Annotated in this window: 14 protein-coding genes; 10 read left to right on the top strand and 4 right to left on the bottom strand. The window is 43.6% G+C overall.

All coding sequences use genetic code 11. The features are described 5' to 3' along the window. Positions 1-21: 21 nt before the first annotated feature. A complete protein-coding gene (locus tag M1L62_RS11920) occupies positions 22-627 on the bottom strand; it encodes a pseudouridine synthase (protein WP_254413261.1) in 606 nt (201 codons plus the stop codon). 254 nt (positions 628-881) lie between these two features. On the opposite strand from M1L62_RS11920, the gene M1L62_RS11915 reads away from it, so the two are divergent. The 5 genes from M1L62_RS11915 to M1L62_RS11895 all read left to right on the top strand — a co-directional run bounded on the left by M1L62_RS11915 (position 882) and on the right by M1L62_RS11895 (position 7,669). Next, entirely contained in the window at positions 882-2,225 is a 1,344-nt protein-coding gene (locus tag M1L62_RS11915) for a deoxyguanosinetriphosphate triphosphohydrolase (protein ID WP_254413260.1), read from the top strand. A 122-nt stretch (positions 2,226-2,347) separates the two neighbouring features. Then, the gene (locus M1L62_RS11910; RefSeq protein WP_254413259.1) at positions 2,348-3,472 is read left to right on the top strand and encodes an FIST signal transduction protein; all 1,125 of its coding nucleotides are present in this window, start codon (positions 2,348-2,350) and stop codon (positions 3,470-3,472) included. Between the two features lie 13 nt (positions 3,473-3,485). Then, positions 3,486-5,165: a PAS domain-containing sensor histidine kinase gene (locus M1L62_RS11905; RefSeq protein ID WP_254413258.1), complete on the top strand. Its 1,680-nt coding sequence runs from the start codon at positions 3,486-3,488 to the stop codon at positions 5,163-5,165. A gap of 62 nt (positions 5,166-5,227) precedes the next feature. Then, positions 5,228-5,659, top strand: a complete 432-nt coding sequence (locus M1L62_RS11900; protein WP_254413257.1) for a response regulator — start codon at positions 5,228-5,230, stop codon at positions 5,657-5,659. Between the two features lie 30 nt (positions 5,660-5,689). After that, positions 5,690-7,669 carry a response regulator gene (locus tag M1L62_RS11895; RefSeq protein WP_254413256.1) on the top strand — a complete coding sequence of 660 codons (1,980 nt, stop codon included), beginning with the start codon at positions 5,690-5,692 and terminating at the stop codon, positions 7,667-7,669. A gap of 40 nt (positions 7,670-7,709) precedes the next feature. Here the strand turns inward: M1L62_RS11895 and M1L62_RS11890 are convergent, their stop codons facing one another. Continuing rightward, on the bottom strand, positions 7,710-8,108 hold the full coding sequence (locus M1L62_RS11890) for a nuclear transport factor 2 family protein (RefSeq protein WP_254413255.1): 399 nt from the start codon (positions 8,106-8,108) through the stop codon (positions 7,710-7,712). Positions 8,109-8,358: 250 nt separating this feature from the next. Here M1L62_RS11890 and M1L62_RS11885 point away from each other — a divergent pair, with 250 nt between their 5' ends. From M1L62_RS11885 to M1L62_RS11865, 5 genes are all read left to right on the top strand, one after another. Beyond that, positions 8,359-9,369, top strand: coding sequence for an AraC family transcriptional regulator (locus M1L62_RS11885; protein WP_254413254.1), 1,011 nt, complete (start codon positions 8,359-8,361; stop codon positions 9,367-9,369). Positions 9,370-9,447: 78 nt separating this feature from the next. Beyond that, entirely contained in the window at positions 9,448-9,672 is a 225-nt protein-coding gene (locus M1L62_RS11880; RefSeq protein ID WP_254413253.1) for a CDGSH iron-sulfur domain-containing protein, read from the top strand. Between the two features lie 204 nt (positions 9,673-9,876). After that, on the top strand, positions 9,877-10,770 hold the full coding sequence (locus tag M1L62_RS11875; protein ID WP_254413252.1) for an alpha/beta hydrolase: 894 nt from the start codon (positions 9,877-9,879) through the stop codon (positions 10,768-10,770). Between the two features lie 252 nt (positions 10,771-11,022). Beyond that, positions 11,023-12,282, top strand: coding sequence for a putative DNA modification/repair radical SAM protein (locus tag M1L62_RS11870; protein WP_254413251.1), 1,260 nt, complete (start codon positions 11,023-11,025; stop codon positions 12,280-12,282). After that, on the top strand, positions 12,251-13,048 hold the full coding sequence (locus tag M1L62_RS11865) for a TIGR03915 family putative DNA repair protein (RefSeq protein ID WP_254413250.1): 798 nt from the start codon (positions 12,251-12,253) through the stop codon (positions 13,046-13,048). Before M1L62_RS11870 ends, M1L62_RS11865 begins: the two co-directional genes overlap by 32 nt. A gap of 295 nt (positions 13,049-13,343) precedes the next feature. Here M1L62_RS11865 and pdeM read toward each other — a convergent pair whose 3' ends face one another. Together pdeM and M1L62_RS11855 are read right to left on the bottom strand one after the other, a co-directional pair. Beyond that, positions 13,344-13,985, bottom strand: a complete 642-nt coding sequence (gene pdeM / locus M1L62_RS11860) for a ligase-associated DNA damage response endonuclease PdeM (protein ID WP_254413249.1) — start codon at positions 13,983-13,985, stop codon at positions 13,344-13,346. After that, positions 13,975-16,437 carry a ligase-associated DNA damage response DEXH box helicase gene (locus M1L62_RS11855; RefSeq protein ID WP_254413248.1) on the bottom strand — a complete coding sequence of 821 codons (2,463 nt, stop codon included), beginning with the start codon at positions 16,435-16,437 and terminating at the stop codon, positions 13,975-13,977. The genes pdeM and M1L62_RS11855 overlap by 11 nt, the downstream gene beginning before the upstream one ends. Between the last annotated feature and the right edge of the window lie 20 nt (positions 16,438-16,457).

The raw sequence follows: 16,457 nt of genomic DNA, 5'->3' as shown, positions 1-16,457 counted from the left end.
AAGTCAAATTCAAGATACTTCTTATCGCCAATTATCAATTTTAAGTTTTTGAAAAAACTCTTCTTCTTCCAGCTCGCGGACTTCTCCCGGATTCAGACCGTCAAGTACCATATCTTCAATGGAGATTCGGATAAGTCGTTTGCAGCGGTGACCGGCCGTTTGCACCATTTTTCGTACCTGATGATATTTACCTTCGGTCAGTGTAATTTTCAGCCAGCTGTGCGGAATGTCTTCCCTTTCAGGGGAGCGTTTGATCAGCCCTTCCGGCTTTTCTACAATTTCAACTTCGCAAGGTGTGGTAGTCCAGAATACATTTCCTTTAATCAGGATCGGAATACCGGTTCTGAGCAAATGCAGCGTTTCTTCGCTCACAACGTTCTTTACGTGCGCAATGTAAGTTCTCTTGTGCGGTACTTCTCCCTGAAACAACAACCGTGTCACCTTTTTATTGGTGGTCAGCAAGAGCAAGCCTTCCGAATGGCTGTCAAGCCGGCCAATCGCATGGGTTCCCTCCGGAAAATCATAGGACAAATCACCAAGCAAACCCACACTGTCGGGGCTGATAAATTGCGAAACCATATTGGCAGGCTTATTCAGAATAAAATAACGATGTTTCGGCTGGGTCATGAATAGAGTACTTCGGCAGATATTTTGCTCAAAGATTGTTCATTTTTATAAGAAAATACGACAGGAATATTATCTCAGTTGTTTCAATAGATGTCGATGCGGGTTTTGTACACCTTACTACGATGGAGCAAAACGGGTATTTTTCTCCCGAATCTGACTTAATTCCTTAACCTCCCGTTCACTACTGAATACCAGTTCTAATTTGTATTATTGTGAATGACAGGCCGCATTTTCATCGCGTTATTTATTGTAAAATGAATTGGGAAAAATTACTCTCGGCAAAACGCTGGGGAAGCGAAGACAAAAACATCGAAGACCAGGCAGAAGCCAGGTCTGAATTTCAGCGTGATTACGATCGGTTAATATTTTCGTCCCCGTTTAGGAGGCTTCAAAACAAAACACAGGTATTTCCGTTACCCGGCAGTATTTTTGTCCATAACCGGTTAACACACAGCCTTGAAGTGGCCAGTGTAGGCCGTTCATTAGGCCGCATTTTTTATAACCGGCTGAAAAAGAGCCGGCCCGATTTGGATGAAGAACTTCCGCTGATCAGTGAAGTTGGGAATATTGTGGCAGCAGCTTGTCTGGCCCATGACCTGGGAAACCCGGCTTTCGGACACTCCGGTGAGGCGGCCATCTCGTACTATTTCACCAACGGAGCCGGATCAGTTTACAAGGATAAAGTAACCGAAGCGCAGTGGGAAGATCTTACCAATTTTGAAGGAAATGCCAACGCATTCCGTATTCTCACCCATCCGTACGCGGGAAAAGGTTATGGCAGTTTTGCGTTAACCTATTCCACACTGGCATCCATTGCAAAATATCCCTGCGAATCACTGGCAGGGCACGATAAGTCAAAGATTTACAGAAAAAAATATGGCTTTTTTCAATCTGAACAGGCAGGTTTTGTAAAAATTGCAACAGAGCTGGGTTTAACAAAAGTCGAAAATGAACGGCTGATTTATAAGCGGCACCCGATCGTCTATCTGGTGGAAGCTGCGGATGATATTTGTTACAATATTATTGACCTCGAAGATGCCCACCGGCTGAAAATCCTGTCTTACAATGACGTCGCGGCGCTGCTTTTACCGCTATCCAATGATGCAAAAATAGAAGAACGGCTGGCGGATATTGATGATGACGATGCCAAAATCAGTTTGCTGCGTGCCAAAGCAATCAATACGCTGATCGGCGCCTGCTCTGAGCTTTTTTATACAGAACAGGAATCCATTCTGGCAGGAGATTTCAACAATAGTCTGATTGACCGGATTAATGAGCCTTTGCGCTCGGTTATGAAAAACATTGAGACGATTTCAATTAAGAAGATCTACAACTATTCGTCCGTGGTGCAGATCGAAGTCGCAGGTTACAAGGTTATGGGCGGACTTTTGGAAGAATTCATCCCGGCTTATCTGAATAACAACTCACATTATTCAAAAAAACTGGTCGAGCTGATCCCTAAACAATTTATCACAAACGCAACCGATGAATATTCAAAAATCCAGACCGTTTTAGATTTTGTTTCCGGGATGACGGACCTTTACGCGGTGGAATTATTCCGAAAAATCAAAGGGATTTCGTTCCCTTCCATCAGCTAAAAAACAACACAAATTATGTAACCAAAAGTGAGAAAAATAGCTGTATTCTAATTTCTTAACAGCTCAAAAACTTTCATTATCTTGTATCCCTATTCCGGTTTTTCAAACGATTTTTACTCAACATGAAAATAGAACAGCTCGTCTATACCGGTGAACATTCCGTTGACCGGTTTACAATAAATCCCAGCCTGATTTTCGCTTTCGGAGACCGAGAAATTCTGGAAAATCAGCTTTTGGTACAAGACCTTATCCAAAACTATCCGAACGCCATTTTCTCTGGCTGCTCCACAGCGGGCGAAATTATCGGAGAAACCGTGACAGACGGAAAAGTGATCGTTACCGCGATTGAATTCGAAAGCGTTACGATGCAATCAGCGAAAGTTTCTTTGCAGGATATCGAATTCAATAGTTTTGAAGCGGGTAAAAAGCTGGTATCTCAGTTTTCGCCCGATGGTCTTAAACATGTTTTTGTGGTTTCCGACGGTCTCAAAGTTAACGGAACCGATCTTGTCAAAGGCATAGCCGATGAGTTGCCGGAAAACGTTACACTCACGGGCGGACTGGCAGGCGATGGAGCCAATTTTTCAAAAACGGTGATTATAGAACCCGATGGCGTCGTAGCTACCGAAACTGTTGCCGCTATCGGCTTCTACGGTGATGCTTTGCAGATCGGTTTTGGTTCCCGCGGTGGCTGGGACAGCTTCGGTCTCGACAGGCTCGTTACCAAATCCAAAGAAAACGTTTTGTTCGAAATCGACGGCCAGCCTGCTTTGGACCTCTATAAATCTTTTCTGGGTGATAAGGCAAAGGAACTTCCGTCATCCGGGCTTTTATTCCCGCTCAGCATGCGCGACAGCGAAGATCGGGCTCCTGTGGTCCGGACAATCCTTGGCATTAATGAAGAGGAGAAAAGCCTCACATTCGCCGGCGATATCCCCGAAGGCTCCTTTGTGAGGTTGATGAAAGCCAATACCGACAGGCTTATTAATGGAGCGGAAGAAGCGGCGGTGGCAGCCAAAAACGGAAAAAGAGAATCTCCCGAATTTGCATTGCTGGTAAGTTGTGTCGGCCGGAAGCTGGTGTTAAAACAGATTGTGGAAGAAGAAGTTGAGTGTGTTTCCGAAGTTCTGGATAAGCCTGTGATTACAGGATTTTATTCTTACGGTGAAATCGCCCCTTTTGACCAGGATACGCTGTGTGAGCTCCACAACCAGACAATGACCATCACAACTTTCCGGGAATTATAAAATTTTGATCATATTGGAAACAACGGAAATAACTTATCACCGCCTCTTAAAACGTCAGATCCGGAAATCGCTTCCACCCGAACTGGAAGAACATCCGGGAATTCAGGAATTCCTTGCCTCCGTTAACCAGGCTTATGTGGAGTTTCAGGATGATATCGGCCGTGTTGAGCGGATTCTGGAACAAAGTTCCACCGAACTATTTAAAGCAAACCGGGAATTAATAAGAATCGCAGACGAAAAAACAGAAGAAGCCGCTTCTACCAACAGAAGGCTGGAAGAAGTCGCCAACAGTATTTCGGAAGTGCTCATTCAGCTGGATAAAGAAGGCAATATTATTTACCTTAACAATGCCTGGGAGCAGGTTACAGGTTATCAGATTCAGGATAGTCTGGACAAAAACTGGACAGAATTCCAGATAAATCCTAACGGACAAAGGAAACTGGGCTCATTGTTTGGCGGACAGACACAATCCGTCCACGATACTTTCAAACTGACAACGGCTGACGGTAATGAAAAATGGCTGGAAGTTTCCATGTCGGCACAGTTAAATAACGACCAAAAGATTATCGGTTTCATCGGCACGGTCAGCGATATCACCTCGCGCAAAAAACAGGAAGAACAGATAAACCGGATGGTCGAATGGTTCAACGAGTCGAGCGAGGCTGTGCAGGTTTCTGACGACAAAGGGAAATTGCTTTTTATCAATCACGAAGCAGCCCGACGTCTTGGCAAAAGCCAGAACGAAATCATCGGCACCCATATCAGTTCCATTGAAAAACTGTTTGAGAATGAAAGCACCTGGCAGGAGCATGTAGAAACCCTCAAAGGAACTTCAAAGATGATCGTCAACGGCGTTCATAAACGAGAAGACGGAACAACTTTCCCGGTGGAAGCCAGTGTCAAATATTACGAAACGGACGGTCAGGGATATGTTTTGGCATTTATCCGCGACATTTCCGAACGTGTGGAAGCGGAAACCAAGCTGAAATCTTACATGCGCGATCTGGAACGGATCAACGCTGAACTGGATCAGTTTGCTTATGTCGTAAGCCATGACCTGAAAGCGCCGCTGCGGGCGATCAATAATTTGTCAGAATGGATCGAAGAAGATATCACCGATCTTCTGGAAGGTGATACCAAAGAACAGTTCCGTCTGTTACGGGGCCGTGTGCACAGAATGGAAAGTCTGATCAACGGGATTCTGTCCTATTCAAGAGCCGGAAGGATTAAAACCAACAAGGAAAAATTCCTTATAAAATCGGTCGTTGACGACCTTTGTGAAACATTCAGCGCTAAGAAACCGATCGAATTCAAACTCGAAGGAGATGCCGGCCTGGAACTCGTTTCTGAAAAAATCACATTAACCCAAATTCTGCAAAACCTGATTTCAAACGGGATAAAATACAATGATAAACCCGATGTGAAAATCACGATCGGCTGGCAGGAAAATGCATCTGGTCTTGAATTCTTTGTGCGGGATAACGGTCCGGGTATAAGTCCGGAGTTTCACGACAAGATTTTTGTAATTTTTCAGACACTTCAGTCCCGTGATGAGTTTGAAAGCACGGGTGTCGGTTTGGCCATTGTGAAAAAGATTATGGATGAAAAAGGAGGGAAAATCCGCATTGAATCGACGATGAAGGAAGGCACAACCTTTTACTTCACCTGGCCAAACGAAAAATCAGAAGCATAAGATCATCAACAAGTTAAACCCATCTACATTAAAAAAGTTACCAATTATAACAATCTTTACAAATGTCCATTTCAAATCCTATCCCCATGACAATCCTACTGGTTGAAGATGACGAAGTAGATATCATGAATGTGAAGCGAGCTTTTAAGAAAAATAATATCTCGAATCCACTCGTGGTTGCACATAACGGCCTGGAGGCGCTGGAAGTCCTGCGATCGCCGGCAACAGACGCACCAAAACCAAGAATTATCCTGCTGGATCTTAACATGCCCAAAATGGGAGGTATCGAATTTTTAAAGGAAATCCGTCAGGATCCTGAGCTGAGCTCCCTGTCCGTTTTTGTGATGACAACCTCGAATGAGGACGGTGACAAAATCGACGCATTCAATCTGAATGTGGCCGGTTATATCCTGAAACCGCTTTCGATGGACCGTTTTATTGCAGCAGTATCAACCCTGAACAGCTACTGGACGCTTTGCGAATACCCTGAATAACAAGTCAGCCCTCTTCTTTCAAAAATACGTATGACACCATTAAATATTCTGTTGGTAGAGGATGATGAGATTGATGCCATGGAATTCCGGCGTGCGATCAGTAAATCTAACGTTGAAATTCAGGAAATAAGGGTCTGTAAATATGCCGAGGAAGCGATCATGACGTTAGAAGTCTGGTTGCCAACCTGCATATTTATTGATTATCAGCTGCCCAAAACCAACGGTCTCCAACTTCTGAAAAAGATAAAAAAGACGGTTCCGAAACTCCCTGTTATCGTACTGACATCGCAGGGAGACGAGCGGATTGCCGTAGAAATGATGAAGGCCGGGGCGATGGAATATTTCCCAAAATCAGAAGTTAATGCGGAGAAACTGACGAAGACTTTCCATACCATGAGCCAGATGTTCGAGGTGGAAAGTCAGCGCGAAGCTGCACAAAAGGAGTTAATTGAAAAGGAAGAATTTATTCAAAAAGTAGCTCAGCTTTCTCCGAACATCATCTATGTAATCGATATTGAAAAGTGGACGAACATTTTTCATAACCATCAGATCGGGGAAATTCTTGGATATGACCCGGCTGACACCGATGCTGACAAAGCTTTTGTGTTCGCGCAGGTGGTTGACGATCAGGATCTGCTTGCATTCAGAAGGCACTACGACCATGTGCGGCATAACCTGAAAGACGGCGAGGTTATTGAAAAAGAATTCCGTCTGAAACATAAAAATGGCTCGGATGTCTGGATCATTACGCGGGAAGTGCCTTTTAAACGCAATGAAGCAGGTGAAATTCAGGAAGTTTTGGGCACTGCCATTGATATCACGGGTCGAAAACTGGTTGAAAAAGAACTGATTCAGGCTAAGAAAGACGCCGAAGAGGCTGCCCGTATCAAATCGGATTTCCTGTCGACGATGAGCCATGAGATACGGACGCCGATGAACGCGATCATTGGATTTACGGATTTGTTACTGACCAGTGATTTTTCAGAACAGGATCTTCAATATCTAAATACGATCAAATATTCAGCTGATAATCTGATGGTTATCCTGAATGATATCCTCGACTTCTCAAAAATTGAAGCCGGGAAATTCAGTCTTGAAAATTTCGAATTTGACCTGCGCGAAAAACTCCAGTATCTCTTCCAGACATTTGAGTTTAAAGCACTTGACAAAGGGCTGCAACTGACCTTCGAAATTGATGATAAAATCCCGCCTATTCTTATCGGTGACGCGTATCGTTTGAACCAGATATTGGTCAATCTGATCGGCAATGCGTTAAAATTCACTTCGGAGGGTTATGTAAAATTACAGATTGAAATCCTGAAAGAAGACAAAGGACAGGTCGATCTGAAAATTCAGGTCTCCGACTCCGGCATTGGCATTGCTCCCGATAAACTCAGCATGATTTTCGATAGCTTTTCACAGGCGCATAACAATAACGCGAGCAAGTATTTTGGCGGTACCGGGCTTGGTCTTAGTATCACCCGTAAAATCACTGAGCTGATGCAGGGTGAAATTACGGCCGAAAGTAAGCCTGGTATGGGCAGCAGATTTTGCGTAAAACTGACTTTCAAAAAAGGAGAAAGTATTCCCGTTAAAGATCAGCTGCATCAGGAGGCGCCGTTTTCTTTGAAAGGTTACAGCGTTATTGTCGCCGAGGATATTCTTGCCAATCAGCTCCTGCTCAAACATTTGCTGAATAAATGGGAAGCTGAATTCGAAATTTGCAACAATGGTCAGGAAGTGTTGTCAACGCTGGAACACCGTACTTTTGACCTCATTCTCATGGATTTGCAGATGCCGGTTATGGATGGTATGACGACTTTAAAAATTATCCGTCATTCATTTCCGCACCTGAGTTCAATACCGATCGTGGCGTTTACTGCCGATACTTTTGCACAAGCATCGCAGGATAACCTTGATTGTAAATTTGATGATTTTGTGACAAAACCATTCAAAATCGATGAACTGACACGCGTTATCCGAAAACAGTTATCGATCATAACCAGTTAATAGTGCGCCGGATTTTGGCGCACTATATTTCATATCCGGCTTATTTCCCCCAGAAATCATCCTCCTGGTTCAGATCGGAAGAATATATTTTTGCCTCCACAATTTTGCCATTTTCCACGGTGTAAACATCGATGTTATCTACGTCCAGCGTTTTGCCGGTTGGTTGGGTAGCTTTCCAGTGAATCAGGCACGCCACACTGTTTCCGTGAGCCGTGACCGATTTTATTTCTGTCAAAGTCAGCGTATTGGCAGAAGCCGCAAACATGGTTCCGACCATTTGAAAAACCTCTCCGCCCGACTTCTTCATACCCGAAACACGGCTGTCGCCAGGCTGGGTCCATTGAATATCCGGGTGCAGGATAGCAGCCAACTTTTCATTATTTCCTGTTTGTACTGCATTTAAAAATTCTTTCACTAAGGCCATTGATTGCGTTTCCATACGATTTAATTTTAATTGGTTAACAGATTGTTTATTAAGATTTTGACTCCTTTTGTCTGCGGTTTGCGCATTTGAAAAATGACTCAGAACGGCGAGCAGAATGATGGTGAATTGTGCTGTTTTCATGTCGTTTATTTTTTCTACAAAACTATATTTAGGCTCCCGTCAAACGCTTACCATCAGGCGACAACTCATTGTCATTTCGCGACAACCGTTATTATCCTGATTTTCCAGACTGTATATTTACGCTATGGAAAATCATCAGAAACAATTCGTACTAAGCCTGTTGGCCTATGCCGTGCAACGGGATATCCCGGCGGAAAAGTTATGCCGGCTTGCAGGATTTGAGTTAAGTGATCTGAGAAATCAGGAAGACATTAAGTTTTCGCACAAGCAGCTTAGTGACCTGTGGCTGAACGCGGCACATTTAAGCAACGACATGTTTTTTGGTTTGCATTTTGGAGAATCGCTGCAATTAACTGCGCTGGGGATTGTGGGCGAAATCGTGAAAAGCAGCACTACCGTTGGCGGAGCCATAACCATAGCAGCGTCTTTAACACCTCTGCTTACGGATTTTTTTGTGATGGAAGTTACCCGGGCAACGAAACAATTTACGATACGCCTGATCCCGGATCCGAAAAAGCGAAAGGAATTCCCCTTCGCTTTTCAGCAGACACTGGACTTTTTTATCGTTTTCATCATCCATGAACTCGACGGGCTGCTGCTCACTAAAATCCAGCCTAAAACCGTGAAATTTCCTGACAACATTACCAATTTAAAGGAATACGAGAGAATACTCCGGTGCCGTCCTGACAGGAAACCAAATGAATATTCCCTTTCTTTTGACAGCAAATACTGGGATGAGCCCATCCTGACGGCCAATTATGCGTTGCAAAAAAGTCTGCTGGAAAAGGTCAACACCAAAAAGTCCGAACAAATTACGAATAACACATTTCAGTCCAGAATTTATAATCACTTGCTTTCAAACGCATACCTCGGCCTGGTTTCATTGGAAGAAATAGCGGCTAATTTTAATATCAGCCCGAGAACGCTGCAACGTAAATTGAAAGAAGAAGGAATTTCTTATCAGGAACTGGCGGACGATGTCAGAAAATCGTTGGCACTCCATTATCTGAGTTCCGGAAATTATTACGTCAAAGAAATCTCGTACATGCTTGGATACAATGAATTAAGCGCATTTTCCAGGGCATTTAAAAGATGGACGGGTACCACACCGGGGCTGTATCCGAAGCCAAATTAGATTTGTACTCATGCTAAATTAGCCTGCCGGTATTTCTGCAACCGATGGGATTGCTACCTTTGGGCAAAATTATTCACCATGACAAAAGTAAAGCTTACCGTTAACAACAACGGCTCTCTGAAAGTTGACGGAGATTTTGAAATCGTAGATGCGCAGGGAAATGCATACGGATTGGAAGGAAGAACAGTGCTTTCGATCTGCCGCTGCGGACTTTCTGCCAACAAACCATTCTGCGACGGTTCTCACAAGGGACATTTTGAGCACAATGCGGTTGCATTTGACCTGCCTCCGAAAAAGGTTTAGATATTAAGACCCGGCCATGAGAAAGGTTCGGGCTCAGGAAAAGTTTCCTGAGAAGTACCGGGAGAAGTCAACACAGGGCGTGCCCTTTTGAAAAGTTGGCTTCTCCTTTTTTTCTTCCCTCTCACAATCCCTCCTCACGTCACCGCAATCCACAGAGTATATTTTCACGTATGTCTTTCAGTATCTTCATCAAAGACATTTATCGTGAATTCAGAAACCCGGGTATCCCTTATTATTCTTTTTATCCTGTTTGGAGCCGCGCTTCTTACCCTTTCCGGTTGTGCATGGACAGGCAGCAAAGCGCACAAAAATATTACATATGCCCCGGCTTCCGGGAAAATTCAGGAGCAGCAACTTAATGTTTTCGAGCCCCGGAGACCAAAATCACCCAAAGACGTTTTGATTTTCATCCACGGCGGGAACTGGAATTCCGGTAAGAAATCTCAATACAATTTGCTCGGCAGAAACTGGTCCAGGAAAGATATCGTAACCGTTATTCCTGATTATCCATTAAGCCCAACCGCGACGTACAAAGAAATGGCTGAGTACATGGCAAGATCCGTAAAATGGGTAAAAGAAAATATTCGGGAATATGGTGGAAACCCCGACAGAATTTTTATTTCAGGCCATTCCGCAGGTGGACACCTGGCCGCACTCGTAGGAATTGACGAAGAATATTTCAGGAAACTTAACATGGAAAATCCAATTAAAGGCATTATTCTTATCGATGCGGCTGGGCTGGATATGTATGGTTATCTGCTGGATGAAAAATTTCCGAGCGATCATACGTATCTGAAAACCTTTACCACCGGACAAAAGATCTGGAAAGAAGCGTCACCGCTTTATCATCTGCATCAAAACATGCCTCCGATAACTATTTTTCTGGGTGGGAAAACATATCCTTCGATTGCATCCAGCAATGAAAAATTCATTAAAGCCTTGCAGGAATTTGCTCCGGGGACACCTTTTGAAATCCTGAAAAACAAAAAACACATTCCCATGATCACGCAATTCTTCAATCCCTGGAATAAGCGTTACGGTCAAATTCACACGTTCATGAAAAATGTGGATAGCAAAACCGAAATTGTGAAACACTGATCCCAGCTGATTTCCATACCGTAAAGATCAGTTTGCACTATATCTCATTCAATTATTTATTCCGATTTAATTTACACAGCTACTTTGGAGTTCCCTGTTTATAGCGCCAAAATAAAAACCTCCATCCCGGGCTCCGTAGGAGCTTCCCCACCATTTCTCTAAAATTTCATTGTGTAAATTATTATAAGTATCAAATTATTAGTATATTTGTGATACTATTAGTATCATCAACAAACGTTATAGAATACGGATATGTCGGAAAGACTTCATGAGAAGCTTCAGATTCTCGCTGATGCGGCCAAGTACGACGTATCCTGTTCTTCCAGTGGAAGCAAGCGAACGAATCATAACAAAGGTTTAGGAGAAGCAACCGGCAGCGGGATTTGCCATACCTATACCGAAGACGGTCGCTGCGTTTCTCTTCTCAAAATTTTGCTCACCAATCATTGCATTTTCGACTGTGCCTATTGCGTAACGCGTAAAAGCAACGACATCAAAAGAGCAGCCTTTACCGTTCAGGAAGTGGTCGACCTGACCATGAACTTCTACCGCAGAAATTATATTGAAGGCCTTTTTCTGAGTTCAGGTATTTTTAAAAATGCCGATTACACAATGGAAAGACTTGTTTCTGTCGCAAAAAAATTACGCACCGAGAATAAGTTCAATGGATATATCCATCTCAAAACCATTCCCGGCGCCAGCGACGAGCTTATGCACGAGGCTGGTTTGTATGCAGACAGGCTAAGCGTCAATATCGAGATCCCGACTGAAAGCGGGCTAAAACTCCTGGCTCCGGATAAGAATATAAAAGACATGATAGACCCGATGAATTATCTTAAAAAAGAGATCATCAGGACTACTGAGGAGTCGAAAATATTTAAATCTGCGCCACTTTTTGCACCGGCCGGACAAAGTACGCAGATGATCATCGGCGCCAGTGGTGAGTCAGACAAGGATATCATGCATACGGCAAATAAATTCTATAAGGGCTTTAACCTGAAACGTGTTTATTATTCAGGATATGTGCCGATCAGCAATGATAACCGCTTACCCGGCCTGGGAAGTGCAGTGCCCGTTCTACGTGAAAGCCGGCTCTACCAGACAGACTGGCTCATGCGGTTTTACGGTTTTCATGTTCAGGAATTGTTGAATGACCAGTTCCCGAATCTTGATCCTGAAATAGATCCGAAACTGAGCTGGGCATTACGAAATATGCATTTTTTCCCGATTGATATCAACACGGCCGACTTGCAGCTTATCCTGAGAGTACCCGGCATTGGCGTACAATCGGCGCAGAAGATCGTGGGTGCCCGACGGTTTAACAAATTGGGTTGGGAGCATCTTAAAAAAATCGGAATTGCCGTTAACCGGGCAAAATATTTCATAACCTGTAACAGCCCGGTTACCGACCGCAAGGATTATACGGAGGCTAAAATCCGTCAGTTTATTCTCAATGAATCCAGAAGTAAATTCCTTTCTCATGGAGGGCAGCAATACAATCTTTTCGGATAAACCCGTAACAATTTCCTACGACGGAACCTGGTACGGATTGCTGACAGCGGTTTTTGATGCTTATGCAAGAAAATGGCAGATATCTGGTTTTTCAGTAGCCGGCCGCGAAAGCCAATCTGATTTTTTTGCCGAGACGATCACAGTAACGACAGACGATGAAAAGGCTCAGCGTGTCTGGCTTGGATTACAAAAGAAGGTCCCGAAAGAAAATTGTATTCAGTTGTACCGCTGCTATTTGTCCGAAATTCCGGGAATAGAACTTAGTATTTTTTCATGTATCAAATTTTATTTTTCCGGTTTCGAATCACCACATCTGGCTTACGGAAATGCTGATGTTTTGAAAGTAAATCAGACTTCCAAAATGGTTTATCGCGAAAAACACCGAATGGAGGCTTTTGTAAGATTTCAGCGCACTTCGGACGACTTATATTATGCTGGTATTGAGCCGGATTTTAATGTTATTCCGCTTCTCACCAAACATTTCGAAGAACGTTATGCAGATCAAAACTGGCTGATTTACGATATCCGGCGTAAGTACGGAATTTATTATGACCAGGAAAAAGTAGAAGAAATAACGCTAAATTTTTCAGATGATACACGTTCCGGGACTGCTGTTAAGGAAGTTTTTCATGATTCTGAGACTTTGTATCAGGAGTTGTGGAAAGATTATTTCAAACATGTGAATATTCCGTCGCGCAGGAATATCAAACTGCATTTACAGCACGTACCAAAACGGTATTGGAAACATCTGATTGAGAAAAAGTAAAAATTCGATCAAAGTTCCCTGAGATATGATGTCACCCTTTCAGGGTTTGCGTAGCTCGTCAGCAGCTTGTTTCTATAATACTTTCAACCCTTCGGGTTTGTATCCGGAAGCAGTTTTCGAGACAAAATTTGTGGCAACTTTTTAAGCATTATCCAAAACAATCCCGAAGCACGTGTCATGCGAAAATTCTCTTCACTTCAATAAAACAATCCCGAAGGGATGACAGTATTATAGCAGCTTAACAATCTGTCACTTGCATAACCCCAACGGGGTGACACTACTTATATCATTTAATTCACCCCACTGCAAAAACCCGCTGTTCCGTTAACATATATATTTTCCGTCCGGCAATCAAATCCACACCAAATCCTCCCGTAAAAACGCCAAAACTGGGCAAAATGGCCTGACATTTATCCACCACAAAACATGGCAGTCTGAAACGCTGTCTCCCCTTTCCATACGACGTAAAAACGGGGTGCACATGCCCGGCAAAAACAAATTTCAGCGGGTCCGGTTCTACTCTTGGATGATGTGTAAAGATGAAATCATCTTCTTCAAAATCATTTTTATACACTTCAATATTATTTTCCAAAAACAGACTTACGGGTAAAATATCATGGTTTCCGATCACGATAATCATTTCAATAAAATGATATTTGGCCCGCCATGCCGAAAATGTTTCCCATTCTGAGTTGTACTTGCTGTGAAAAAGGTCACCCAAAAAAATAATTCGCGATGCCTTTGTATTTTCAACCAATTCGTCCAGTCGCTCAAAATTGTCCTCTGCTGCAATCTGCGGAACAGCTATTCCCTCTTTCCGGAAATGTGTGATTTTGCCAAGGTGTAAGTCGCCAATGAGTAGGGTTTGTTTTTCCTGCCAGAAAATGGCTTTTTGAATCAATAAATCAAAATGGTTATCTCTTATTTCAATCTGCATCACTATACTGTTTGAGCATTTTCTGGATCCGGTCTTCCAGCTTTTCAGAAGTAAGCTGTTCACGGAGCCGGTCTACCATGATAGGGAACGAAAAAGGTGTCGGCTTTTTCGTTTTTTTTATCACTATTTTTTGCGTTGCAATCCGGTCAAGCGCTTTCCGCATCCTGACTTCTTCCAACTGATAAGTCAGAACCTCCTGATAGGCCTGATTTACAAGCAAATTATTGTTTTCATATTTTGTCATCACTGTAAACAACAATGAACTTGATGCCTGCACCTGCTTGGTTTTCATATATTTTCCGGGATAACCCTGAAACATCAACCCCGCAATCGCTGCTATTTCACGAAATTTTCGTTTCGCCATTTCCGTCGCATTCACACTCTGGTAAATATCGTCAACCAGATGATTCGTTGAAAACAAATCTACGTCTTTCATTATTTTTTCAAGATCGACATACTGATCGCTCAACAATTCAAAACCGTAATCATTCATAGCGACGGAAAAACTGATCGGACTTAATTTGCTGATTCGGTATGCCAGAATAATCGACATCCCTTCGTGAACCAGTCGTCCTTCAAACGGAAAAATGAAAATGTGATGCCCCTCTCTCGTCTCACATTGTTCGATTAATAACTCAGAAGTTTGTGGAATGATAGATCTTTCCTGTTGGAGTTCCAGCAAGGGTTTTAATTTAGACAATTCCTTTTCCTTGTGCGGATTATCGATCGCATCCGACAACCTGTCGCGGATAAAGGCCGATAACTGAGATGATAACGGCATTCTTCCACCCGCCCACCTAACCAGAAAACCTCTTTTTCCTTCCGCTTTTTTAACGGTGACTGTCATTTCATGAATTCTGACAAACTCAACACTCATTCCGGCAAAGACGAAAACATCACCGGCTTTCATGCGCGTCACAAAAGATTCTTCAACAGAACCAAGATATTTTCCATGCTGGAATTTAACTTTCAACGACGTCTCGGAAACAATGGTCCCCATGCTCAGCATGTGGCGGTGTGCAACCCGACGGCTCGTCACCACATAGCGGCCGTCAATTCGCTCAACCTTTTTGTATTCATCATAAACCACCAGCGACGAACTGCCGGTAGTGATATAACCCAGCAGCCACTCCCATTCCTCACGGTTAATAAACTGGTAACCATAGCAATTACGAATTTCTTCAAAAAGCTGCTGTTCGTCAAAACCTCCACCCACAGCCAGCGTGATCATCCACTGTGCCAGCACATCAAATGCGTGGATAACAGGCGGACGGTCTTCGATAATATTTTTTTCAACCCCGTCGCGAAGAGAAACGGCTTCAATTAATTCAAGGGCGTTTGTTGGGCAAAAATAGATTTTGCTCGCTACACCGGGCTGATGCCCGCTCCGTCCGGCACGCTGGATAAACCGCGCAATGCTTTTGGGGCTCCCCACCTGAATAACCGTATCAACAGGACGAAAATCCACACCCAGATCAAGACTTGCCGTACAGATAACCAGTTTCAATTTCTCTTCATGCAGCGCCTCTTCCACCCAGTCGCGGATTTCCCGGTCGAGAGAAGCATGATGCAAAGCCATAATCCCTGCGAATTCGGGGTACTTTTCAATAATAATCCGGTACCAGATTTCCGTTTGCGAACGGGTATTGGTAAAAAGTAGTGTTGTTTTACTCTTCCGTACAATTTCAACAACATAATCAATAAGTCGCGTTCCCATGTAGCCTGCCCAGGGAAGTGTCTCCACCTTCTCCGGGAGAATGCTCTCAACCAGGATTTTCTTCTGCGTTTTTGCTTTGATAATTACGGTGTCCTCCTCGGCAGAATCCATCCCGACTAGCACCTGCTTTGCCTCTTCCAGATTTCCAATGGTCGCCGATATGCCCCAGGTTTGTAAATGCGGGTTGATCGTTCTCAGCCGGGCCAGGGCAAGTTCGGTTTGAGTTCCGCGTTTGCTGCCCATAAGCTCATGCCATTCGTCTACTACAACGGTATGGAGGTTTTTGAAAATTTCTGCACTGTTTTTTTGGGCAAATAAAATATGAAGACTTTCAGGTGTAATCAGCAGCGCTTCCGGCATTTGCTTTTTCTGACTTGCTCGTTCCTTCGTACTGGTATCACCTGAACGCACACCCACATGCAAGCTCAGATTCATTTCCAGCGCAGCCATTTCCATATTTCTGAACAAGTCTTTGGAAAGCGCCCGAAGCGGCGTGATCCATAAAACCTGTAATCCCTTGCTCCTTTTTGCAGGTTGTTTGGGTAAAGAATTGATGTATCGGATCAGGATCGGGATCCACAAAGAGTAAGTTTTCCCACTACCCGTAGGCGCATTCACCAGACCGCTTTTCCCTGAAAGGTAAGCAGCCGCAGCTTCTTTTTGAAAAGCCGCCCATTTCCAGTTTTTATATTTAAACCACTGCTCAACAGCGATATGTCCGCGGGATTTTGTCAAAGGTTAAGTAGGATTGAAAT

It is taken from the genome of Dyadobacter diqingensis (genome assembly GCF_024220585.1).
In the GTDB taxonomy this organism is placed as follows: Bacteria; Bacteroidota; Bacteroidia; order Cytophagales; family Spirosomataceae; genus Dyadobacter; species Dyadobacter diqingensis.
This window is presented reverse-complemented; position numbering and strand designations above follow the sequence as displayed.